The 20,917-nt window shown below is 42.0% G+C and carries 27 protein-coding genes; 12 read left to right on the forward strand and 15 right to left on the reverse strand.

Annotated features, from left to right (window positions below):
- Positions 1 to 5: 5 nt before the first annotated feature.
- The 6 genes from thiM to WKF66_RS15210 all read left to right on the forward strand — a co-directional run bounded on the left by thiM (position 6) and on the right by WKF66_RS15210 (position 2,900).
- Positions 6 to 806 carry a hydroxyethylthiazole kinase gene (gene thiM, locus WKF66_RS15185; RefSeq protein ID WP_489675320.1) on the forward strand — a complete coding sequence of 267 codons (801 nt, stop codon included), beginning with the start codon at positions 6 to 8 and terminating at the stop codon, positions 804 to 806.
- Complete coding sequence (thiE, locus tag WKF66_RS15190; protein WP_489675321.1) at positions 799 to 1,434, forward strand: thiamine phosphate synthase; 636 nt, start codon at positions 799 to 801, stop codon at positions 1,432 to 1,434. Before thiM ends, thiE begins: the two co-directional genes overlap by 8 nt.
- Positions 1,431 to 2,264, forward strand: coding sequence for a bifunctional hydroxymethylpyrimidine kinase/phosphomethylpyrimidine kinase (gene thiD / locus WKF66_RS15195; protein ID WP_489675322.1), 834 nt, complete (start codon positions 1,431 to 1,433; stop codon positions 2,262 to 2,264). Before thiE ends, thiD begins: the two co-directional genes overlap by 4 nt.
- Positions 2,251 to 2,622 carry a thiaminase II/PqqC family protein gene (locus WKF66_RS15200; protein WP_489675323.1) on the forward strand — a complete coding sequence of 124 codons (372 nt, stop codon included), beginning with the start codon at positions 2,251 to 2,253 and terminating at the stop codon, positions 2,620 to 2,622. Before thiD ends, WKF66_RS15200 begins: the two co-directional genes overlap by 14 nt.
- Positions 2,623 to 2,694: 72 nt before the next feature.
- Complete coding sequence (locus WKF66_RS15205; protein ID WP_489675324.1) at positions 2,695 to 2,823, forward strand: hypothetical protein; 129 nt, start codon at positions 2,695 to 2,697, stop codon at positions 2,821 to 2,823.
- The gene (locus WKF66_RS15210; RefSeq protein ID WP_489675562.1) at positions 2,766 to 2,900 is read left to right on the forward strand and encodes a hypothetical protein; all 135 of its coding nucleotides are present in this window, start codon (positions 2,766 to 2,768) and stop codon (positions 2,898 to 2,900) included. The genes WKF66_RS15205 and WKF66_RS15210 overlap by 58 nt, the downstream gene beginning before the upstream one ends.
- A 1-nt stretch (position 2,901) precedes the next feature.
- On the opposite strand, the gene WKF66_RS15215 is transcribed toward WKF66_RS15210, so the two are convergent.
- From WKF66_RS15215 to WKF66_RS15240, 6 genes are all read right to left on the reverse strand, one after another.
- Complete coding sequence (locus WKF66_RS15215) at positions 2,902 to 3,228, reverse strand: hypothetical protein (RefSeq protein WP_489675325.1); 327 nt, start codon at positions 3,226 to 3,228, stop codon at positions 2,902 to 2,904.
- 63 nt (positions 3,229 to 3,291) lie between these two features.
- Positions 3,292 to 4,272 (reverse strand): aldo/keto reductase, encoded by a 981-nt coding sequence (locus WKF66_RS15220; RefSeq protein WP_489675326.1) that lies wholly within the window; start codon positions 4,270 to 4,272, stop codon positions 3,292 to 3,294.
- Positions 4,273 to 4,291: 19 nt separating this feature from the next.
- Positions 4,292 to 5,287, reverse strand: a complete 996-nt coding sequence (locus WKF66_RS15225) for an aldo/keto reductase (protein ID WP_489675327.1) — start codon at positions 5,285 to 5,287, stop codon at positions 4,292 to 4,294.
- A gap of 119 nt (positions 5,288 to 5,406) precedes the next feature.
- Positions 5,407 to 5,748 (reverse strand): VOC family protein, encoded by a 342-nt coding sequence (locus tag WKF66_RS15230; RefSeq protein WP_489675328.1) that lies wholly within the window; start codon positions 5,746 to 5,748, stop codon positions 5,407 to 5,409.
- 277 nt (positions 5,749 to 6,025) lie between these two features.
- The gene (locus WKF66_RS15235; protein ID WP_489675329.1) at positions 6,026 to 6,763 is read right to left on the reverse strand and encodes an SDR family oxidoreductase; all 738 of its coding nucleotides are present in this window, start codon (positions 6,761 to 6,763) and stop codon (positions 6,026 to 6,028) included.
- 66 nt (positions 6,764 to 6,829) lie between these two features.
- The gene (locus WKF66_RS15240) at positions 6,830 to 7,720 is read right to left on the reverse strand and encodes a helix-turn-helix domain-containing protein (protein ID WP_489675330.1); all 891 of its coding nucleotides are present in this window, start codon (positions 7,718 to 7,720) and stop codon (positions 6,830 to 6,832) included.
- 231 nt (positions 7,721 to 7,951) lie between these two features.
- Here WKF66_RS15240 and WKF66_RS15245 point away from each other — a divergent pair, with 231 nt between their 5' ends.
- Positions 7,952 to 8,956, forward strand: coding sequence for an aldo/keto reductase (locus tag WKF66_RS15245; RefSeq protein WP_489675331.1), 1,005 nt, complete (start codon positions 7,952 to 7,954; stop codon positions 8,954 to 8,956).
- 19 nt (positions 8,957 to 8,975) lie between these two features.
- The gene (locus tag WKF66_RS15250; RefSeq protein WP_489675332.1) at positions 8,976 to 9,872 is read left to right on the forward strand and encodes a helix-turn-helix domain-containing protein; all 897 of its coding nucleotides are present in this window, start codon (positions 8,976 to 8,978) and stop codon (positions 9,870 to 9,872) included.
- On the opposite strand, the gene WKF66_RS15255 is transcribed toward WKF66_RS15250, so the two are convergent.
- From WKF66_RS15255 to WKF66_RS15295, 9 genes are all read right to left on the reverse strand, one after another.
- Entirely contained in the window at positions 9,865 to 10,752 is an 888-nt protein-coding gene (locus tag WKF66_RS15255; RefSeq protein WP_489675333.1) for a DUF808 domain-containing protein, read from the reverse strand. The genes WKF66_RS15250 and WKF66_RS15255 overlap by 8 nt on opposite strands.
- A gap of 169 nt (positions 10,753 to 10,921) precedes the next feature.
- Positions 10,922 to 11,233 (reverse strand): YtxH domain-containing protein, encoded by a 312-nt coding sequence (locus tag WKF66_RS15260; RefSeq protein WP_489675334.1) that lies wholly within the window; start codon positions 11,231 to 11,233, stop codon positions 10,922 to 10,924.
- 53 nt (positions 11,234 to 11,286) lie between these two features.
- Positions 11,287 to 12,246, reverse strand: a complete 960-nt coding sequence (locus tag WKF66_RS15265) for an SDR family oxidoreductase (RefSeq protein ID WP_489675335.1) — start codon at positions 12,244 to 12,246, stop codon at positions 11,287 to 11,289.
- 105 nt (positions 12,247 to 12,351) lie between these two features.
- Positions 12,352 to 15,927 carry a M1 family aminopeptidase gene (locus tag WKF66_RS15270; RefSeq protein ID WP_489675336.1) on the reverse strand — a complete coding sequence of 1,192 codons (3,576 nt, stop codon included), beginning with the start codon at positions 15,925 to 15,927 and terminating at the stop codon, positions 12,352 to 12,354.
- 4 nt (positions 15,928 to 15,931) lie between these two features.
- Positions 15,932 to 16,828, reverse strand: a complete 897-nt coding sequence (locus WKF66_RS15275; protein WP_489675337.1) for an ABC transporter ATP-binding protein — start codon at positions 16,826 to 16,828, stop codon at positions 15,932 to 15,934.
- A 99-nt stretch (positions 16,829 to 16,927) separates the two neighbouring features.
- On the reverse strand, positions 16,928 to 17,377 hold the full coding sequence (locus tag WKF66_RS15280) for a hypothetical protein (protein WP_489675338.1): 450 nt from the start codon (positions 17,375 to 17,377) through the stop codon (positions 16,928 to 16,930).
- Positions 17,378 to 17,447: 70 nt separating this feature from the next.
- Positions 17,448 to 17,681, reverse strand: coding sequence for a hypothetical protein (locus WKF66_RS15285; protein WP_489675339.1), 234 nt, complete (start codon positions 17,679 to 17,681; stop codon positions 17,448 to 17,450).
- Between the two features lie 39 nt (positions 17,682 to 17,720).
- Positions 17,721 to 18,947, reverse strand: a complete 1,227-nt coding sequence (locus WKF66_RS15290; protein WP_489675340.1) for a peroxiredoxin family protein — start codon at positions 18,945 to 18,947, stop codon at positions 17,721 to 17,723.
- Between the two features lie 46 nt (positions 18,948 to 18,993).
- Entirely contained in the window at positions 18,994 to 19,167 is a 174-nt protein-coding gene (locus WKF66_RS15295) for a DUF3606 domain-containing protein (RefSeq protein WP_489675341.1), read from the reverse strand.
- Between the two features lie 93 nt (positions 19,168 to 19,260).
- Here WKF66_RS15295 and WKF66_RS15300 point away from each other — a divergent pair, with 93 nt between their 5' ends.
- The 4 genes from WKF66_RS15300 to WKF66_RS15315 all read left to right on the forward strand — a co-directional run bounded on the left by WKF66_RS15300 (position 19,261) and on the right by WKF66_RS15315 (position 20,899).
- Positions 19,261 to 19,923, forward strand: a complete 663-nt coding sequence (locus WKF66_RS15300) for an oxidoreductase (RefSeq protein ID WP_489675342.1) — start codon at positions 19,261 to 19,263, stop codon at positions 19,921 to 19,923.
- Between the two features lie 100 nt (positions 19,924 to 20,023).
- Positions 20,024 to 20,266 (forward strand): hypothetical protein, encoded by a 243-nt coding sequence (locus WKF66_RS15305; protein WP_489675343.1) that lies wholly within the window; start codon positions 20,024 to 20,026, stop codon positions 20,264 to 20,266.
- Between the two features lie 118 nt (positions 20,267 to 20,384).
- Entirely contained in the window at positions 20,385 to 20,576 is a 192-nt protein-coding gene (locus WKF66_RS15310; protein ID WP_410887682.1) for a cold-shock protein, read from the forward strand.
- 107 nt (positions 20,577 to 20,683) lie between these two features.
- A complete protein-coding gene (locus WKF66_RS15315) occupies positions 20,684 to 20,899 on the forward strand; it encodes a YidH family protein (protein WP_489675344.1) in 216 nt (71 codons plus the stop codon).
- The last annotated feature ends 18 nt before the right edge of the window (positions 20,900 to 20,917 follow it).

Raw genomic sequence — 20,917 nt, forward strand, 5'->3', positions numbered from 1 at the left:
AAACAATGGCAAAAGATCTTTGGAAACAGATTCAAACGGTACGTCAGGCATCGCCCCTGGTTCATAATATCACCAACTTCGTGGTCATGAATAATTCAGCCAACGCTTTATTGGCGATAGGCGCTTCGCCGATCATGTCCCACTCCCATTCAGAAGTGGAGGAAATGGTTAGTCTGTGCCAGTCTCTGGTGATTAACATTGGAACGCTGGATGAGTACTTTGTACAGTCGATGATGTTATCGGCTGATACCGCTAACAAACTTAATAGGCCCTGGGTTTTAGACCCGGTGGGTGCTGGAGCTACGACCTACAGGAACGAGGTACTTAGTCAGTTGATGGCTTTGAAGCCGAGCGTGATCAGGGGAAATGCCTCGGAGATTTTAGCACTGGCCATGGTAAACGGGGCAAATACAAAAGGGGTAGACAGCACAGCGAAGAGCAATGAAGCCATTGCGGCTGCCAACTATATCCATGAAAAGTATGGTGCTGTAGTATGTATTTCCGGTGAAACAGACATTGTAGTAAGCGATAAAAAGCAAACATTTATCCATAACGGAAGTGCTTTAATGACGAAAGTTACAGGCTTAGGCTGCTCCTCTACTGCTGTTATCGGCGCCTTTATTGCCGCCGTTGACAAACATCATGAAGCGGTAACGGCAGCCATGGCGTTATTCGGTGTATGTGGGCAGTTAGCCGCAGCACATAGCGACGGACCGGGGTCACTGCAGGTTAATTTACTCGACAAATTGTACAACATCACTGAACACGAATTCCTGGAAACTTTAAGGATCAGCGGAGATGAGTAGCCAGAGTTTTCCCTATAGGTTGTACCTGGTCGTGTCTGTGTCTGATTGTAAATCAGACATCCTGCATGTTGTGGAAGAAGCAATAATGGGGGGTGTAGATCTAGTTCAACTCAGAGAGAAAAATTTGAGTACGGAAGAGTATGTTTCACTGGCTTTGCGCTTAAAGGCGGTTACAAACAAGCATGATATCCCGCTCTTAATTAACGACAATTTAGAGGTAGCCCGCAGGGTTAATGCTCATGGAATTCATGTCGGTAATTCTGATTTGCCACCAACGGCAGTCCAGAAAGCATGGGAAGACTGCAATTGCATTGGCTATTCTATTGAATACCTCAAGCAACTAGATAACAAAGAAGCGCACCTGGCACATTACCTGGGGATCAGCCCTGTTTTCAGTACCCCTACCAAGACCGATACTATTGTAGAATGGGGCCTTGAGGGTGTTACAGCAATCAGGCAACTCAGCGGTAAACCGCTGGTAGCCATCGGGGGAATGAACATCAGCAATGTACGGGAGGTGATGATGGCCGGAGCAGATTGCATAGCTGTCGTATCCGCGATCTGTGCCGCTGATGATCCGAGAGCAGCGGCTTTAGAACTTAAAACTGAAATATTAAACGCTTTATGAAAAATTACAGTTATCCTTCCGTTTTAGCGATTGCCGGATTTGACGGAAGTGGTGGTGCAGGCATTCAAGCCGATATAAAAACGATCTCCGCCCTGGGGTGTTACGCAACATCGGTGCTAACGGCATTACCTGTACAAAATACTCAGGGTGTCCGCGCTATTTACCCCATCGCGACCAGCGCTGTAGCCGAACAAATTGAGAGTATTCTTGATGACATCTTCCCACAGGCGATCAAGATAGGCATGGTACATACAACGGAACTTGTACATGTGATTGTTGATACCTTGAAGAAGTATCCGGCAGTGCCCATTGTTTTCGACCCGGTAATGGTAGCTTCCAGCGGACATAGATTAATCGAAGAAGAAACCATTTCCGATATCATAGACAAGTTATTTCCATTGTCCAACTTGATTACTCCGAATATGGACGAAGCTGGAATATTAGCTGAGATGAAGGTAGAAACGCTGGAGAATATGTATGTCGCAGGGGAAAAAATCCTTAAGCTGGGGTGTAAGTCGCTCTTGTTGAAAGGTGGTCATTTAAAGACTTCTACAATCACATCCATTTATTTTGACGGTAAGGGCAATGTAGAGACTTTCGCATATGAAAAAGTACCGACCAATAATACACATGGTTCCGGTTGCACTTTATCCTCAGCAATCGCAAGTTACTTAGCGCAGGGCGATAAGCTTTCGAGTGCAATACTTCGTGGTCAGGACTATGTTCAACAGGCAATTTCTAGCGGTCAGGATGTATTGACAGGAAAGGGAAACGGACCGTTGAATCACTTTTTTAATCCACAAAAACTAATCAAGAATGAGCTGGTCTAAAGACGCATGGGAGAACATTGAGCCCATTTATAGAAGCATTATCGAAATGCCATTTATTAAAGAATTGATGGATGGTACATTGGAGAAAGAAAAATTCCAGTTCTACATTGCGCAGGATTCCACCTATCTGGAACATTTTGGAAGGGCATTGTCGCTAATTGCAGCGCGAGCTGATCAAATCGACGATTGCCTGGCATTTATCCGCTTCGCTGAAAACGCGGTTATTGTTGAGAATGTTTTACACGAATCCTATTTTAAAGATTTTGGGGTAACAGATAAGGGGATCGCGGAGCCCTCTTGTCACCACTATATCCATTTCATAAAAAGTACCGCTGCACTTGATGCTGTAGAAGTTTGAATGGCAAGCGTACTTCCATGTTTTTGGATATACAAAGCAGTTGGGGATTATATCCTGCAAAATCAAAGAGGAATGAATAATCCTATCAGCAATGGATTGATACTTATGGCGGAGAAGAGTTCTCTGATGCGGTATCCAGGGCGATTGGAATATGCGACAAAGCCGCTGAAGGAACTACAGAAAAAACAAGAACGAAGATGACGGAGGCGTTCATCACTGCGAGTCGGCTGGAGTACGATTTCTGGGACAGTGCTTATAAATTAAGAAGGTGGCATTAGTCTAAAGCATCAATCCAAGACCGTAAAGGAAGAGGTTAACGAATATAATTGCAGCGATTAGCTTGACATAAAAAGATTTATCCTTTTGGACAATGAGGCTTATTACAAAGATAATCAATAAGATCGCTGCTATCATGAGCGCAAGGATAACACCGAATGCTAAGCCTTCGCCCCTATGGTCCTGAATTCCTTCAGGGGCTGGATGCATTTTAATATTGATCAGGGAAACATAGACAATCGCCCAAGGCACTAGCATAAACACAAAACCGCCAAACGAAGCTGGATATTCTCTAAGTGTCTCCGATACTTTTCTTGCGAATGCCTTCATACTGGTTAATACCTTTTTAAGAGATAAGTAACCTTGGTACTCCGAGGTATTATGCCTGCGTTATTAATCGAAGCCCAGAACCGGATGGGGCTGGTAAAGTTCCTCCAGCTTTTGGATATCCTCTTTGGTCAAATTAACCGATAGAGCAGCGACCGCATCTTCGAGGTGACCCGTTTTACTGGCACCAATTATCGGAGCAGTTATAGCTGGCTTACTTAGCATCCAGGCCAGTGCAACCTGTGAATTGGGTAGACCTTTCTCGGCAGCTATCTCGCTGACCCGGTCCACTATAGCAAAATCAGTATCCTCTCCATAAAGCTTTTTCCCAAAAGCATCCGTCTTAGCCCGCTCCGTCTCGTTTCGTTCTTTAGACCTTTTGCCTGTAAGCAGTCCCCGTGCCAGCGGCGACCATGGGATCACGGCGATCTTTTGATCCATACAAAATGGAATCATCTCACGTTCTTCTTCACGGTATAGCAGGTTATAATGCGGCTGCATAGAAACAAATCTCGTCCAGCCGTTTAGATCTGCAGTGTATTGCGCCTGCGCAAATTGCCAGCTGTACATCGATGAGGCACCGATATAACGCACCTTACCGGATTTAACTACATCATGCAGCGCTTCCATTGTTTCTTCAATTGGGGTATCGTAATCCCAGCGATGTATCTGATAAAGGTCCACATAATCAGTACCTAAGCGTTTAAGACTGGCATCGATGGCACTTAAAATATGTTTGCGTGAGAGGCCTTTATCATTTGGCCCCGGACCCATGGGGTTAAAGACCTTCGTTGCTAACACGATCTCATCACGTTTCGCAAAGTCTTTCAAGGCCTTGCCTACGACTTCTTCACTCGCACCAGCCGAATAAACATCGGCTGTGTCAAAGAAATTGATACCCAGGTCGAGCGCTTTCTGTATAAAGGGCCTGCTTTGTTCTTCATCAAGTGCCCATGGCCATCTTTCAGTTGGCTTCCCGTAAGTCATTGTTCCAAGGCAAAGCTTAGAAACCATCATGCCAGTGTTCCCAAATCTTACATATTCCATACCTTCTCTTGTGTTTGAATTATTTGACTAGTTCCAGTTGGTTAAGATAGCCTGTGATCACCTCAATTTCTTCGGAGCTTAATTGACTATCAATGGCCTTTGCATTTTGTACCGCCTGATCTTTATTTCTTGCACCCACAAGTGTAATGGTAATGCCTGGTTGCTGCAAGGTCCAAAGGATAACCAATTGTCCAAGTGTGAGTTGCTTATCATCAGCAATGTATTTCACACGGTTTAGGAAATCGTTAGTTCGTTGTAAGTTTTCTTCTTTGAAGTAAGATAAGGTCTGGCGATGATCTCCGGATGCGAACTGATGTCCTGGCTTCATCTTTCCAGTCAGTAAACCACGTTCCAATGGACTGTAGGCTAAGATTGATTTTCCATGTTCAAGGCAATAGGGAACAAGCTCCGTTTCGATATCACGTTTAACCATGCTATATGGGACCTGATTAGATACCAGCCTAACATACTTTTCAGCTTCTGCCATCTGTGCAGCATCATAGTTGCAAACGCCTGCATACCTGACTTTACCCTGATCGATCAAGCGGGAAACCGCTTCCATTGTTTCGGAGATCGCTGTGGTGGACTCAGGCCAATGGATCTGGTAAAGATCGATATAATCGGTTCCCAGACGTTTCAGGCTATCTTCGCACTCTTTGATGATGCTGTCCTTGCCCGCGAATTTGTAAATATCGATGTCGTTCCCATCGTTGTCTTTACTGCTGAATCCAAAATCACCTTGTTTGAGATCCCAGCGCATTCCATATTTAGTAAGGATTTGGAACTGATCACGTGGCAAGTCCTTGATGGCTTCACCAACAATTTCCTCACTGGTACCTTGACCATAGATCGGTGCTGTATCTATTGCAGTGATGCCCATGTCGTATGCTGCCCGGATTGCCTCGATTGCATCACCACGTTCTGTACCACCCCACATCCAGCCACCCGCGGCCCATGCTCCGAAAGTTACTTCTGAAAGCTGTAATTCTGTATCTGCTAATTTTCTATATTTCATGATCTGATTTTTTAAATGGGTGCATTGCAGTATCACAATGCTTTTCCAATTAATTTATCAATTAAACACCCCGTTTAAAAAGATGTTCTTACATAATGATAGCAAATAACGTTACTATCTTATTTATCCGACCAAACAGCGAGCTGGTTTCCTGAAGGATCAAGAAAATGAAAACGGTGCCCACCGGGAAAAGAGAATATGTCTTTGGTAATTTTTCCCCCAGCTTGGATTATGTGACTCTTTATGACCTGCAGGTCTACATGATAAAGGACGATCAATACGCCATTGACAATTTCATCTGTGGATTTCTCAAAGCCTCCTTCAAGTCCGGAATCTGAAAAAGCGATGTAGTCTGGACCATAGTCTGTGAAGCTCCAATTGAAGGCCATGGAGTAAAATCTCTTTATCTCCGCAAGATCGTTTGCTTTGAATTCGATGTAATTAATGTGATTGTTTGACATACTTTGTAAATTTGTAGAAACTACAATACTTAATTTGTAGAATCAAAGCTTTATTCACTTTACTCCGGTGTTTGCAATAGCAGTTTACTTTAGCCAAATCTAACCACAGTCTGCTCTTCCTAGGGACTCCTTGCGTACTCCTTGCGAACTCCTTGCGAAAAGGCACCCCTTTTCGCAAGGAGTTCGCACCTATATAGCTTTGAGTGCACTGTTTGTCCCGACTGCAGTGGGAACTAATTTGGAGTTATTAAACTCGTGGCCACAATCAAAAGGCATTTTACCAAGGGCTGATTCCTGTTTCTGGGGCGTTGTCATCGCTAAAAAATTGCCCTGTTGCACCGTCAGACTTTAATGTTGCAGCTTTAACTACTCTTGCGGCAGCATCTTCAACTGTCCCCGGACCTGAATGGTGATTGAAATCTGTTGCGGTAAATCCCGGATCAACCGAATTCACCTTAAAAGAAGTGTCTTTCAATTCATAGGCTAAAGCAATGGTAAAGCCATTAAGTGCTGCTTTAGATGCTAAATAAGCAACTGGCTTCACGGAATAATATTTCCAGGTTGGATCCGAGTGTAACGTAAGTGAGCCTAATCCGGAAGTCACGTTCACAATTCTAGGTTCTTCGGCGTTTTTAAGAAGATCCATAAAGGCTTGCGTGACCTCAATGACTCCGAACACATTCGTATCAAACACTTGTCTGTATACGTTTGCATTAGTTTCAAGAACGTTCTGTGGGAAACCACCCGCAATCCCTGCATTGTTGATCAAAACATCAAGCGCAGATATTTTAGCACCTAACGCCAGTCTAGCTGACTTTACCGACTCAGGATTGTCAACATCGATTAGGATCGGCTCGACCTGGTCCAGACCTTCTACCCTTAACTGGCCGACCGCTTGTTCACCTTTTTCAAGATCCCGGCAGCCCAGATACACATAATATCCTTGCTGTAATAATTGTTTAGCGGTTTCGAAACCAATGCTCTTGTTTGCCCCTGTTATTAATACTGTTTTCATGTCTAATTGTTTTACAGTACAAATCTACCTTCGAAAGCCCTGGTCACTAGCACACATCGAATCGTTTTAATGGTACATTTCACGGATTTTTTCCCGGTACTGCGCTGGAGTCACCTCTGTTTCCCGTTTAAAGAATCGGTTAAAGTAGGATGCGTCAGAAAAACCGAGGTTATAGGCGATTTCTTTCAGCGAATCGTTGGTGTGAAAAAGTAAGCGCCTTGCCTCGAGTACCAGTCGCTCGTGAATATGCTTTATGGCTGGTTTTCCGCTTTGAAATTTTATCACCTCGCTTAGATGGCCAGCCGAAATGTTCAACTGTGCCGCGTAATCTGCTACCTCCTTCATCTCGCGAAAAGAGTCGTTAATCTTGGCCTGATAGTTTTTGAGTAGTACTTTCTCAGCTGAAGTGTCCAGTGCCGGAAATTGTTCTACATATAGCCGGCTTAAATAAGTAAGCAAGAGGGTAAGGTAAGCGGTCAGCATTCGCTGCTGCCATTCGTTTGGAGTGTTATACTCCATAGTTATTTTCGTTAACAGATCTTCTACGAAGTTGACATCTTCATCCTTCAAAAGTAATTCGTGTCCGCCTTGCCTACTTTCAATAATTGGGAGCTTGGCTAGCGATGCGTTTTCTTGCAGGGACAAAAACTCTTTAGTGAATGCAAGTCCCGTTGCCCAAAGCTTGTCTGTCCCTTCCTTTACGATGATGCGGTTAGGTACATAGAAATAAACCGCGTTACTTTTTAGCGTGTAAGGAGTCATATCCAGCCACTGGCGTGTGCCGCCTTTTCTCATCAAGACGATCAGATAATGGTTTTTCCGGTGCGGCAGCAGTAGATCTGCTTCATCAGGTAGGATGCCATCAAAATTGTAGACCCTGAATTCTTTGTTACCAGTTAACTTATCGGGAACCAGGGAATAAACAGGTAGCTGCTCAACTTGATCAGGAATATTCATAACGTAAAACTAGGACTAAATTTTTGGTTTAGAATAAGCGTCAGTGGTTATTTTAGTAGCATACCCCCCCGTCCTCAATTTATTTCAGGACCTCGGAAGAGCGGGGCCACCCAGTCCGAGGTCCCGGTCTTCACCGATACCATACCAACCTTGCTTTGCATACAACGTTCCTTGTTTTGCAAACATCAGCGCTCCTTATGGTACCGACCTTTGAATTATAAAATCACTATTATGGAAATCAAGAAAATTAATTTAGGAAGTCAGGGGCTTATTGTTCCCAACATCGGTTTGGGCTGCATGGGCATGACCGGGTTCGAGGATGCAAATATGTATGGCAAGGCTGATGAGACAGAGGCGATCGCTACCATTCATCGATCCTTCGAATTAGGCGGCACTTTCTTAGATACTGCGGATCTTTATGGACCCTTTAAAAACGAACAACTGATCGCAAAAGCTATGGGCGGAAACAGAGACCGCTATGTCATTGCAAGTAAGTTCGGCTGGGAAATAGACGACAACAACAAACTCACCTGGGCAATTAACGGAAAGAAAGATTACGTGAAAAAGTCAATTGAACGTTCACTTAAGAATCTGAAGACAGATTATATCGACTTATATTATATGCATCGTCTTGACAAGAATACTCCTGTAGAAGAAACTATTCAGGCTATGAGTGATCTTGTAAAAGAAGGCAAAATAGGCTACATCGGCTTATCAGAAGTATCTTCTGAAACTATAAAAAGAGCTCATTCCATCTACCCAATTACGGCAGTTCAAAGTGAGTATTCGCTGTTTGAACGCGGTGTAGAATCACGTGGCGTGCTAGAAACGTTAAAAGAGTTAGGTATTGGCTTCGTCGCGTATTCTCCTCTGGGCCGCGGCTTTTTATCGGGAGAGATCAGGAGTATTGACGACTTACCTGAAAATGACTTCCGCAGGGGGATCCCCCGTTTCCAGGAAGCTTATTTTCATAAAAATATTGAACTTGTTGAGGCAATTGAAGCCCTTGCGAAAGAAAAGATGGTAACGTCTTCACAATTAGCGCTGGCATGGATCATGAGCAAAGGGTTCCTTCCTATTCCAGGTACTAAGCGCAGAAAATATTTAGAGCAAAATCTTGCGGCTACTGAGATTATCTTGACTGAAGAAGAGCTAATTAAAATTGACAGCGTTGTACCGCTAGGCACTGATACCGGAAATCCATACGATGACTTTAGTATGGGACTTATCGATTAATTACTAAATTAGCTTAATAATGAATTCAATAAAATCAATATCAGAGTTCCACCGGCTTTTGTCCTTAGGAGAACCGAAGCATCCATTGGTAAGCGTAATCAATCTAGCGGATAGTATTTTTCTAGACGATGAAATATGGAAAGGTTTCGTAAATCGATTCTACTGCATAGCCCTTAAACGCGATGCAAAAGGTAAGATTAAGTACGGCCAGCAACACTATGATTACGATAAAGGAGTATTGAGCTTTACTGCACCTAATCAGGTGCAGTATCTTGATCTTCAAAACATGGAATGCGGATCGGGATACTTGTTGATCCTTCATCCGGATTTCCTTTTAAAGCATCCCCTTGCAACGAGTATTGATACCTATGGTTTCTTTTCCTACGCGGTAAATGAGGCTTTACACCTTTCGGCGGAAGAAGAGAGTGACCTGATTACTATTCTAAAAAAGATCGACAAAGAATGTCAGCACATCGACCGACATACGCAGGAAATCATCCTTTCTCAAATAGACTTGCTGTTAAACTATTCAAACCGCTTCTATGAACGACAATTTATCACACGGAAGAACAACAACCATGAATTGCTAACGAAATTTGAGCATTTTGTTAAAGAATATTACAATGGCACTAACATGAGTGATGAAGGATTGCTGACGGTACAGCGAATAGCTGAGCATATGAACTTATCGCCAAATTATCTCAGCGATCTGTTGAGGGTGCATACAGGACAAAATACGCAACAGCACATTCATGAGAAGTTGATTGAAAAAGCTAAAGAGCAGCTATGTACGACAAGCCTAACTATAAGTGAAATAGCTTACATGCTTGGCTTTGAACGTTCCCAGTCTTTCAGTACCTTGTTCAAGAAAAAGACCAACATGTCACCGGTAGCCTTCCGGCAGACATTTAACTAGTATGACCGTGTGTTTCAGGCGCGCGCTTGATTAACAGTTTCTTAGCTAAGGTGAATAGCGCTACAGCAACTAATCCTGCAACTAACCCTAACCCGAATTCCTTAACAATGGAGGGAACATTAGGTAAAAAGTGATGAAAGTATGCTATGTTATGAACAAAAATACCGCCTGAAACTAAAATCAAAGCTACCGTACCGCCGACGCTTAATACTCTGATGATGACTGGCAAAGACTTCACCAGCAGATTACCTAATGCAGCGAGAAATCCTTTTTCATTGGCGCGTTTAATCAAATGGTATCCCGCATCGTCCATTCTTACAATTAACATAACGATGCCGTACACGCCGACGGTAGCTAAAACTGCTACGACCGACACAGTGAATATTTGCACGGTTAGAGGTTCCCCAAGCACGGTTCCTAAGGCGATAATTACGATCTCAACAGAAAGGATAAAGTCGGTTACGACAGCTGATTTCACCTTTGCCTTTTCTGCTTCAGCACCATCTTGCTTAATCTCCTCCACCACTTCATGGCCTTCCTTTTTACGGTGAAAGAGGTATTCCACTATCTTCTCAACGCCCTCAAAGGCAAGATAGAAGCCTCCAAGTATTAAAATGAACTTGATAGCAATCGGAAAGAAAACGTTGAGCAATAAGGCGATCGGTACAATGATTAGCTTGTTGATCATTGAGCCTTTCGTAATAGCGAAAAGGACCGGCAGTTCACGTGAAGACAAGAACCCGGTAGCTTTTTCTGCGTTTACGGCAAGATCATCTGCCAGTATACCAGCAGTTTTTCGCGTAGCTATTTTAGCTGTTACCGCGACATCATCCATTAAGGCAGCTATATCATCTAAAATAGCAAAGAATCCTGAAGCCATATCATTTAGTAAGTTTGGCGCAAAATATTAAATCGGTTTGGAATTACCGACTAAAAACATGCATATGTTCAAAAATTAATGGGTTTGATAATTGGAACAGGCTACGCCTTAAACAAAGAAAGCCAGCTCGTCCTGGTTGGGATAGCTGGCTTTTTCTCATTACTAGAAATTATTCAGCTGCGGAGGCTGATGATACATGCGCCTCACGAATCAACGATTTGATATCAGATTTCGGTTTTTTAGCAACTGGTTCGTGGACTTCAGGCTCCTCAACTATCTCTTCAATCTCTTCTTCGTAGATACCCACCAGTTTCTTTGCTCCATCCGCTATTTTTGAACGCAAGTCACCACCATTTTCAGGAGCAAACAAGACACCTAGAACTGCACCAACTGCTAGTCCTGCAACTACAGCAAATGCTACTGGTCCTACATTTAATGATTTATGGGAAAGTGCTGATTTAAACAATTTTTCGATTTTCATAACATTAGGTTTTTTGACTTTAACATCCTTTATCCGATTTTGTTTACGTTACCTTATTTCTTGTTTCCAAGCAGCAATAAAATTGCCAATGAACCCAGAATCGCTCCGCCGGCAATGTATTTACGATGTGCTTTTGGCTTACCTGGGACTCCCCAGCCACCGTGCACTGCGTTTCCATAGGGAACTTCGTTGAAAACATTACCATCTGTTTTCGCGATGGTATCGGCTTGCTTTAAGTATCCTTTTATCACTGAACCTGCTATAGACCGGGTAATCCATGGAAACAGACCGTAAGAAAGCCTAAGAAGTACAGAAGCACTACCTATCATTGTTTCTGATTTTGGATGATCTGCGAGTTTTACAATTGCCATCGCTACCCTAATCGGATCATAAACTGGTGGAGCAGGCCTCAGTTGTTTGCCGGTATAGTTAGCCGCATGCTGGATTCCAGGTGTATCAAGAAAGGCGGGGAACGTATCACATACATGTATGTTTGGAAAGTCAATTAGCTCTGCCTTTAAAGCAGCCGAGAAACCTCTAAGTCCGAATTTGCTTGCTGAATATCCGACTCCGTAGGGTACGGGTAAAAAGCCGCCAATGGAAATATTGTTGATCAATATCCCTCTGCCCTGCTTTTTGAAATAGGGCAAGACCGCATGTGCTCCGTGGATGTAGCCCATCAGATTCGTCTTTATCACCTGATCCAGTACTTCAACAGGTGTCTCATCAAATGCGCCTACAGCGAGCACGCCGGCGTTGTTAACCCAGACATCAATGGAACCGGAAACGTCAGAGGCGGATGAAGCAAGGTTAATCATCGCCCCGGGTTCAGTAACGTCGCACGCCATGATTGTAACCCTTGCACCAAGTTCTTCACATTCATCTGCAACTTCTTGCAACTCCTTGAAGTTCCTTGAAGCGAGCACAAGGTTTTCCCTTTTTTCTGCAAATGCTAATGCGATAGCCCTTCCCGCTCCGCTTGATGCACCTGTTATTACTATTGTTTTAGACATACGCTCAAAGTATTTATATAAGATATAAACCCCTGGAGCATACGTTTTGTTAGTACTTAAAGTTTCTTAAGCAGTAGATATTTATGGTTTTAAGTTGATCGCCTACTATTCATTGTAGGTGACTACCGCTCTATTGTCTTCCGTATTGCGATCAACTAGCTTATATATTGGATCAATACCAACCCTTACTGGCTTATCCTTCAATCGGATAGTGATAGTGCTTTTTTCGGTAGCGAACTTATATTTAGTCAATACGGCAATCTTTTCTTTTCCATCCGCCCCAATCGTATAAACACCGACGTCGATGTAATCCTTAACTGGTGTTAACTTTTCATTACCCTCCCGGTCCGCATAGTACTTTAACGTTTGCACCGGAATGTTAACTTCGTATTGCTTGCCGATCTTTTTACCTGTTGGGTTAACTACCCTGTTTTCGAAAAGTGTGATCTTGCTGAACAGGTCATCGACCACATACTTCAGACTATCGGGAGCAACCTCTTTAAAATACCCTGTTAGCACATCTGTAGTAGGATAGTTGTCGCTGGTACCATAGTTCTGAACCAACTTTTTAAGCGCTTTATTTACATTTTCTTCGCCTATAAAATCTTGAAGTGCAAAATAGGCCAGTGTAGCCTTTTGATAGTGTATGTATTGCTGACCGTCACTATGATCTAATGGATTCTCTTTTTTCTTTTCAGAAGAGCGGCCTCTCAGATAGCCATCCAGTTCAAATTTAAGGTAACGGCTTAACTGTTCTTGTGTCAACGTATGCTTGAGCAACATCAATGCAGTATATTGAGCCAATCCTTCTGAATACATCTGTCCCCCTATGTTTCCTGATTCGCAAACCAGGTGCCCCCACCATTGGTGGGCGAGTTCATGGGCTGTCACGTAATAACCCATGTCGAGCTTCTCCGGATCATTTTTAAAGATGAAGCCAATAGATTCAGAGAAAGGAATGGTGTTAGAGAAGGACTGCGCAAACCCACGGTAGCGAGGAAATTCAATAATTCTAACTTGCTTGTATAGATAAGGTCCGAAATTCTTGGTATTGTAATCCAACCCTTTCTTCAGGGAATTAAACATTATATCCAGGTTAAAGGGATGGTCTTTATGGTAGTAAATTTCTAAAACAACATCATTCCACTTCTCCTTTTTTACAGCATATTCGCCTGAGATAATGTTAAAGAAATTAAATATCGGTTTATCCATTCTGTAATGGAAATAGGCTCTGTCGTTCTCTTTCCAGGACTTCAGTAGATATCCAGGAGACATCGCTGTTTGTCCGGAGGCAGTTCCGATTGTGATATCGAGCCCTGTACGTCCACGCTGTCCGAAAAGATTGATTCGTTTTGCTGAAGCATCAGAGATTGGAGGTAACCCTGCCTGTTCTTTCAAACCGTGACCCTTACGGTCTTTTGTGTCTGTAAGCTCTAAGCCTTTGTCATAACCCAGTTGTGGAAAGATATCGAAGTTATTTATGAATGTCCCGTTCTTGACGTAGGAGACATCGGCACCCGAGTTTTTAAACCCTTTATTGATCCTTTTACCTTCCAATTTGAGAACGATTGAATCGCCGGGCTGAAGCGCCTTATCCAATTGGTATACACTAAATTTGTATTGGGTGTGTTTTTTAACCAGCTTCATAGGTACAGAGAACTGCATCTTTTGAAAGCTGAGATCGTCATCAGCAGGCAACCTGACTAGTAGCTGAGTGATCGGATCTGGCATCAGGTTCTTGTAGGTGACCTCAGCTTTTAAGTCAAGATCGCCATTGGCTGGATAGAGCTCTACCTTGGCGACAATGTTGCTGACGCTTGGTTGTTCAATTTTCTCATACCGCTTTTTCAAGGTCTTTTCATAGTTGACCTGGAGATCTTTATCTTGTTCAGGGTTGCTGTACTTGTTCAATACGGTGGTATTGTAAATATAATATCCTGCCATTGATACCATGAGAAATAACCCTAGACAGAGAAATACGGCCTGCGGGCGCTTAAAACGTTGAGGCATATTGTCTAACCTGGAGCGGAAACTGGTTTCTGTGCCTTTCTCATAGAGCAGAACTCCCAGCACCATTAGTACCATACATATCCCGGCCCAGTAGGCTTTGAGCACTACAAATTTCTCCAATCCTGCTGCAAATCCATTCATGTCTGAATAATTGCCAAGATTGCCGCTATTAGGGATCAACAGATTGTTGAAGATCTTCATCTCACCAGAAAAAAGAATGTAGATGTAGAATAGGATGGATATAGCGAAACCAATGAATTTATTACTTACCACGCATTGCACAAAGAGCATAATGGCAAGGTAAATTAGCATAGAAATATACACCCTGCTTAGTAAAACCAGGAGATAAACGCCGGGTTCAATATGGGTGAATCCTTTAAAGAGCTGTATGGCCATCCCAATGGGGATAAAGCAAAGCAGATAGACCAATATCATACCTGCAAGTGCAATAAATTTACTGACTATTGGAATACCATAACTTAAGGGCAGTGAATCATAGATCTGATTGAAATTAAGCTGCTTCTCCTTCCAAACCATTTCGCCGGCATAGAATAAAGTCATAATAGAAATGATTGGGAAAATTTCGTCTGCAACAAAGCCAGCTATTAGTGAAGTCACAGGATATAATTCTTGTCCGTTCCATTGGCTGGCATAGCCTGCATCGACCAAAAGAATGATAATTCCGATAAGTCCAATGCCCAGGAATGGCACCGAACGGATGGTTTCTTTGAAATAAAGGCTGGATAAGGTGATCACTTTCTTAATCCCGGAAACTGAGGTATAGGAGGGCTTTACGAATGGGATCGGAGAAAGTACTGCGGCAACGTTTTCCTGAGTTTTGGCCTTTCTTCTTTTGAATAAAGGAGTTGGAATCGTCCTGAACTTAAATACCATATAAGTGATCGCGGCAATTATAACTGCCACTAATACCCATATTAGCCTGTTCTTAAGTAAGTAACCACTGAAAGGAACACTAAGCAGGTTTTTCTCTGCTACTGTCCAGTACCTCGTGTCGGCTGAAAAGGCATAGAAGCCAAATGGATCGAATATGCCTGCTTTCTCAATGTTTTCTATGTTACCGATTAAAGTCCCTGATATCAAATAGATTGCCAACAAAATAATCGCTTGCAGGTATACAAAAAGCATTTTTCTGCTTAGTGCCCCACTTGCAAAGAAGATGCAGGAATAGACGAAGATGTTAGGTACTATAAGCGTTAGCCATGGTCTTAGGTATTGCCCTAAGCCTACGTTAAGCAAGGTATCCTTGTCGACCCAGGGCATCTGGCACCCGAGTGCTGTCCCAATAAAGAATCCGGTACTAATAAATAACAATATGAGAAAGGAACCTATAAACCGGCCACCAAGATAGCTTAACTTATCGATGTTTGTGGTGAATATGAGCGACTCCATTTTATGTTCGAAATCTCTTAAAATTGGCACACCCATAATGGCGGATGCAAAGAACAAGCCCGGTAATATGGACAGTGTTCCGGCGATGCCGAATAAAACAATAGAGGAATTTTGCTTGATCTTACCGATATCCCCACCAACGTTTATCCCGTCCCATGATACGGAAAGGAAGGATAGGATTAAAAATATGGCAAAGTAAATATAGGTAGCAGGCCTGTTCAAGCGATACTTGAGTTCGAATTTAATAACTTCTAATAACATGATCCTAAGAATTAGAAGTTATCACTTGAGGTTTTATTTTTGAAATAAATGAGAAGTACACATCCTCCAGATCGGGTTCAACCCCCTCGAAGCCAGAGCCCGGATCCGTATCTGATAACACATGCAAGGTAGGCTTTCCAGATACCAGCTTATTGGAGATTACATTTAGCGTTGAGGCGTAGCTATCCGCCTCCCCTTTCTCAACACGCTTGCGCCAGATCTTACCTTTGATATCATTTAATGCCAAGAGCGGGTGACCTTGCATCAACACTTCGCCTTTATTGATGATAGCCATATCCGTACAAAGCTCTTTTACATCTTCCACAATATGCGTGGAGAGTATAACAATGGTATCCTCGCTCAACTCTCCCAGGAGGTTGAGGAAGCGGTTTCGTTCTGCAGGATCTAAGCCTGCTGTCGGCTCATCCACAATGATTAGCGTTGGATTAGACAGCAAAGCCTGGGCAATACCAAATCTTTGCTTCATTCCGCCAGAATATCCGGAAAGGTGTTTTTTGCGGTCGTTGTATAAGTTGGTTTTGTGAAGAAGGCTTGTAACCAGATCTTTCCTGGCTGCATTGCTGTTGATCCCCTTAAGCACAGCCAGATGATTTAAAAGGTCTTCGGCTGAAATTTTAGGATATACGCCGAACTCCTGAGGTAAGTAACCTAACGTCCTCCTTAACGCATCTTTTTGAGTAAGTACATCGATGGATCCAAGTTGAATGCTACCGGAATCGGGCTCCTGTAAAGTAGAGATTGTCCGCATAAGACTTGACTTTCCCGCACCATTTGGCCCTAATAAGCCAAACATTCCCGAGTTAATGGTCAAGTTGATATTTTTTAAGGCATGTACGCCATTTGCATACGTCTTGGAGAGATTGGTGATAGTTAATTTCATCAGTTGGTCGGCTTATTATCAGCAATTTATAATAATAACCTGAAATAGTAATTCCTTTTAAAATAATTAGAGGAAATTCTTTCTCTTTCTGAAAATAAACTATTTAATCGCGCTGCGAAATACAAAACTGTTACTTTCTGTATAATCAACTGGAAACTTGTTGTTATAATGAGGAATGCCCATGGTGTGTGTGACTACTCCCTTGCCCATGATAAGCTTGTCTCCTTTTCTTAAAAAAATGATAGGATTTCGTTTCCATACTGGTAACCAGTATCGTTGAAAATGGTACTCTCCCATCAGCGTATCGCCTTTTATGAACCCTTTCACATTGCCTGAATCCTTGTATCCGCTCTTGTATCGAATCTCTAATACCCCCTTGAACAGTGACTTAGACTCCTCGATAGTCGCGATGGCGGTGTCGCCTTTCAAAGAGGCAATGTAAGTGACTTTGGGAAGATGGACCGGCTGTCCGGAATCGCAAGCTAAGACTACCCCTGATAAGATAATGAAACCGACAAGTCTTATGTATTTTTGGAACCAGGTTGGCATAGGCTACGATATTTTGGGTATAAAAAAAGCCTGTTCTTGTGAACAGGCTTTTTTTAACTAGCGAGCTAGATTACATGCTAGTTGTATCTGTAGTCGTAGTTGCTGCAGTATCCATTGTTGCAGTGTCAGTTGTCATTGAAGTATCAACAGTTGACATACTTGTGTCAGTCATAGTTGAATCAGTTGCTTCGCCTGATTTATCAGATGAACAAGCAGCTGCAGATAAAGAAATTGCTAGAGCTAAAAAGCCGAATTTAAATAGATTTTTCATAATGTTTTGTTTTAAGTTTTGACTAAGTTTCATGGGTTAATACCAGTTAGTAAAAAAGGTAACCCAACAAAATTACTTTTCTGCTATTAATTTATTTATCGTGCTTTCTAGGTTTGCCTTATACGTTAAAAAATATTCACCGGTGCCCGGGCCATAGAAAGATGTGTTAATCTCTTTTATTACACCTTTTTTATCAAGTATGAGTGAAGTGGGAAATACTTTGATCTCTGAAAGCTGGGGCAACGTCTTCTCAGTTCGCTGTTTATCACCAACAGTGACGCCTGTATTTAAGATCGGATACTCAACATTGAATTGTTTTTGGAATCTTTGAAGACTTTTCCGAGACCTTTCTTTATCAGTGCTCAATTCATAAGCTAGAGCGATCACTTCTACTCCCCTGCTCTTATTCTTCCGGTAATAGTCACTTAAAAAAGCCATTTCATCCATACAATTGGGGCACCACGAACCCATTAGCTGAATAATCACAACTTTGTTCTTGTATCGGTCGCTTTGTAAAGAAACTTCTTTTCCCTCGAGATCAAGATAGCTAAATGCAAGTTTCCCGTCACTTCCTTCTTTAATGGTAGTAACCGGTGCATCCAATTTCACCTTTTCATCCTTAACTGCAGTCCAGGACTCAACTGGTGAAACACTACTATAAAAGTTACCGGAGATGGTATCAGCGGCAATTTTGCCTTCGAACAATAGCGCATGAACACCATCGAAGGTAGAGAGCGTAAGCGAATTGCCTTCAACAACACCAGCCATGAAACGATAGTCGCCCGTTGGCGTGAGAACCGAACCAGATAACAGGTTGCCTTTTTGGGTAAGGTTGCCAATTGCAGGCCTTTTAGTTTGATCCGGTTTGGTAAACTGTATATCCCATTTTCCAGTAAGGTTTTTGGATGCAGGCTTTTCAACTGTAGAATTTGTACTTGCTACAGCCTGAGCGTGAAAGGGAACGACAATATCTTTAACCGAACCTCCTTTTACCCACTTGCCATTTAGCTTGTTGTTACCAGAAAGTTTAAATTTGAACCAAGATTCGAAAACAGGCATTCTAATAATTATTGAATCTCCTTCAACTACCGGAGCATCAGTCTTTAACTTTTCTGAACCGTTAACAATATATATAGCTTGTTTAGCATTTTTAGTTTCAACGAGGAGTTGAATCGGGATGTTGTGCCCATCTTCGCGTTTTAAAGAAGCAAGCCATTTTCCAGCTTTCAACTGTGTTTGGGCACTAGTGTATTGGGTTGATGATACCAAAAGGCATAGCATCAGCAGTATCTTTCTCATAGTTTATAGGGAATAAATTACGATACAAAGATACCGATTAGAATAACTATTTCTTCAGGTACTTCCTAACGCCATCAACTGTCGGACCTATCGCTTTAACCGCCTGTTTTAACACTTCTGGCTTAACATCGAATTTGTTGGCCCAGTATTCTACCACATAATATTCTTCCATATTGATGTTTTCACTATCTATCCAGCGGACTTCTTGTTTATAATGCATGTCTAATTTATCTTGGTAATCATGTAAACACATATTAATTAGAATTGTTTAAATGGCAAAAGGGTAATAGTAATCCTAAACTATAAAATAATTATGAGCAAAAAGGCAATTGTTGCAGGTGCTTCGGGACTCATCGGTTCTGAGCTTTTAAAGATCTTACTGGAAGACGCAGAATACTCAGAAGTTGTGGCGTTAGTGAGAACTCCTATCGGACATACCCACACCAAGTTAAATCAGATTGCCATTGATTTTGACAAGTTAAATGATTACGCACATCTCCTTAATGGTAATGTTATTTTCTGCTGTCTGGGATCAACTAGAAAGAAAACACCTGATCTAAGTCAATATAGAAAGATTGATCACGATTATCCGGTTAAGCTCGCTGAGCTAGCAGTCGCAAATGGTATTGATCAGTTTCACCTGGTGTCATCAATTGGTGCCAACAAAGATTCATCAAACTTTTATACTAAAATGAAAGGAGAAACTGAAGAGGATGTTAGCGCAGCAAAAGTTCATGGATTAGTAATATACCGCCCTTCACTTCTTACCGGTGAACGAAAAGAACAACGTTTTGCCGAAGGGCTGATGCAGGGGTTGAGCAAAATAATAAACCCTTTAATGATTGGAGGCTTGAAAAAATACAGGAGCATAGCCGCAAGAACCGTTGCTATGGCGATGGCAAAGGTCTCAAAAACAGAGTTAGTAGGTTTTTATGTTTATGAGTCGGATGCAATTCAAGGTCTTGTGCCTGGTTAAAAAACGACCCAAATGGCCGCGTTTCCATTTATTAAAAACATTCTCTTAACATAAGGTGAACAATATTTGTATTTTTGGCACGAAAAGCAAACCGAGCACCATGGCAGTATTACATAATAAAGAGCAAAAGATTGAGGACGTTTTAAGTAAACTTCCTAAGAAATATAACGACAAACAGTTTGTAGAAATGTTCATACAGTTGTATTCAAAGGACTGGGGAAAGATTAAAGCAAATTACATTAAGCAGTCACAAGATAAGGAGCCGGGGACTGTGATTACGATGCCGAAGCCGGAGCTTTATTTGAAAAGCATTCTGGAGACTTATCTATCGAATCTTAAATAGAGCGCTGTTCGAGGTACATCTTTAAAAGGATTGTTATCAGTAATATTTAATTATTTTTAGAAATAATGCTATAATCCAATTATAAGTGTATATTTGTGAATATTTAATTTACAATATAATGCAACAAGGAACAGTAAAATTTTTCAATGAGACAAAAGGTTTTGGATTTATCGTACCAGCTAATGGTGACGCTGAAATCTTTGTACACACTTCAGGCCTAATCGATAGTATTCGTGAGAATGATTCAGTTAGCTACGACGTTGAGCAAGGTAAAAAAGGCTTAAACGCTATTAATGTTAAGATCAGTTAATTAAACTCATTTTATAAATTAATAAAGCATCCTCAAAAGGGATGCTTTTTTTGTTGGTAAACATTTCGACGCCTTCCCTTGTTCTAAACACAGAAAGCAACAATATAATGAACAGAACAATAGGACTCGTAATGATTTTACTTGGCATAGTGATGCTGGTATGGACTGGTTTCACTTATACCCAGAAAAAAAAGCTAGTCGACGCGGGACCGATTCAAATCTCCGCAGATAGAGAAAAGAGTGTAAACTGGCCTCCTTATGTCGGAGGTATTATTCTAATAGCAGGCGTAGTGGTACTGACGGCCTCTAGAAAAAGACGCTGAGCTTTCCAGTCGATTATT

The organism is Pedobacter sp. (assembly GCF_037719805.1).
Lineage (GTDB): Bacteria > Bacteroidota > Bacteroidia > Sphingobacteriales > Sphingobacteriaceae > Pedobacter.

Bases quoted from the DNA above. Each gene is read 5' to 3' on its own strand.
- WKF66_RS15200 (WP_489675323.1), top strand. From the start codon at position 2,251: ATGAGCTGGTCTAAAGACGCATGGGAGAACATTGAGCCCATTTATAGA.
- WKF66_RS15240 (WP_489675330.1), bottom strand. From the start codon at position 7,720: ATGAATATTCCTGATCAAGTTGAGCAGCTACCTGTTTATTCCCTGGTT.
- thiM (WP_489675320.1), top strand. From the start codon at position 6: ATGGCAAAAGATCTTTGGAAACAGATTCAAACGGTACGTCAGGCATCG.
- WKF66_RS15235 (WP_489675329.1), bottom strand. From the start codon at position 6,763: ATGAAAACAGTATTAATAACAGGGGCAAACAAGAGCATTGGTTTCGAA.
- WKF66_RS15220 (WP_489675326.1), bottom strand. From the start codon at position 4,272: ATGGAATATGTAAGATTTGGGAACACTGGCATGATGGTTTCTAAGCTT.
- WKF66_RS15225 (WP_489675327.1), bottom strand. From the start codon at position 5,287: ATGAAATATAGAAAATTAGCAGATACAGAATTACAGCTTTCAGAAGTA.
- WKF66_RS15270 (WP_489675336.1), bottom strand. From the start codon at position 15,927: ATGTTATTAGAAGTTATTAAATTCGAACTCAAGTATCGCTTGAACAGG.
- WKF66_RS15295 (WP_489675341.1), bottom strand. From the start codon at position 19,167: ATGCATTATAAACAAGAAGTCCGCTGGATAGATAGTGAAAACATCAAT.
- WKF66_RS15305 (WP_489675343.1), top strand. From the start codon at position 20,024: ATGGCAGTATTACATAATAAAGAGCAAAAGATTGAGGACGTTTTAAGT.
- WKF66_RS15265 (WP_489675335.1), bottom strand. From the start codon at position 12,246: ATGTCTAAAACAATAGTAATAACAGGTGCATCAAGCGGAGCGGGAAGG.
- WKF66_RS15230 (WP_489675328.1), bottom strand. From the start codon at position 5,748: ATGTCAAACAATCACATTAATTACATCGAATTCAAAGCAAACGATCTT.
- WKF66_RS15215 (WP_489675325.1), bottom strand. From the start codon at position 3,228: ATGAAGGCATTCGCAAGAAAAGTATCGGAGACACTTAGAGAATATCCA.
- WKF66_RS15245 (WP_489675331.1), top strand. From the start codon at position 7,952: ATGGAAATCAAGAAAATTAATTTAGGAAGTCAGGGGCTTATTGTTCCC.
- WKF66_RS15315 (WP_489675344.1), top strand. From the start codon at position 20,684: ATGAACAGAACAATAGGACTCGTAATGATTTTACTTGGCATAGTGATG.
- WKF66_RS15290 (WP_489675340.1), bottom strand. From the start codon at position 18,947: ATGAGAAAGATACTGCTGATGCTATGCCTTTTGGTATCATCAACCCAA.
- WKF66_RS15250 (WP_489675332.1), top strand. From the start codon at position 8,976: ATGAATTCAATAAAATCAATATCAGAGTTCCACCGGCTTTTGTCCTTA.
- WKF66_RS15280 (WP_489675338.1), bottom strand. From the start codon at position 17,377: ATGCCAACCTGGTTCCAAAAATACATAAGACTTGTCGGTTTCATTATC.
- WKF66_RS15260 (WP_489675334.1), bottom strand. From the start codon at position 11,233: ATGAAAATCGAAAAATTGTTTAAATCAGCACTTTCCCATAAATCATTA.
- WKF66_RS15285 (WP_489675339.1), bottom strand. From the start codon at position 17,681: ATGAAACTTAGTCAAAACTTAAAACAAAACATTATGAAAAATCTATTT.
- thiD (WP_489675322.1), top strand. From the start codon at position 1,431: ATGAAAAATTACAGTTATCCTTCCGTTTTAGCGATTGCCGGATTTGAC.
- WKF66_RS15255 (WP_489675333.1), bottom strand. From the start codon at position 10,752: ATGGCTTCAGGATTCTTTGCTATTTTAGATGATATAGCTGCCTTAATG.
- WKF66_RS15205 (WP_489675324.1), top strand. From the start codon at position 2,695: ATGAATAATCCTATCAGCAATGGATTGATACTTATGGCGGAGAAGAGT.
- thiE (WP_489675321.1), top strand. From the start codon at position 799: ATGAGTAGCCAGAGTTTTCCCTATAGGTTGTACCTGGTCGTGTCTGTG.
- WKF66_RS15310 (WP_410887682.1), top strand. From the start codon at position 20,385: ATGCAACAAGGAACAGTAAAATTTTTCAATGAGACAAAAGGTTTTGGA.
- WKF66_RS15300 (WP_489675342.1), top strand. From the start codon at position 19,261: ATGAGCAAAAAGGCAATTGTTGCAGGTGCTTCGGGACTCATCGGTTCT.
- WKF66_RS15275 (WP_489675337.1), bottom strand. From the start codon at position 16,828: ATGAAATTAACTATCACCAATCTCTCCAAGACGTATGCAAATGGCGTA.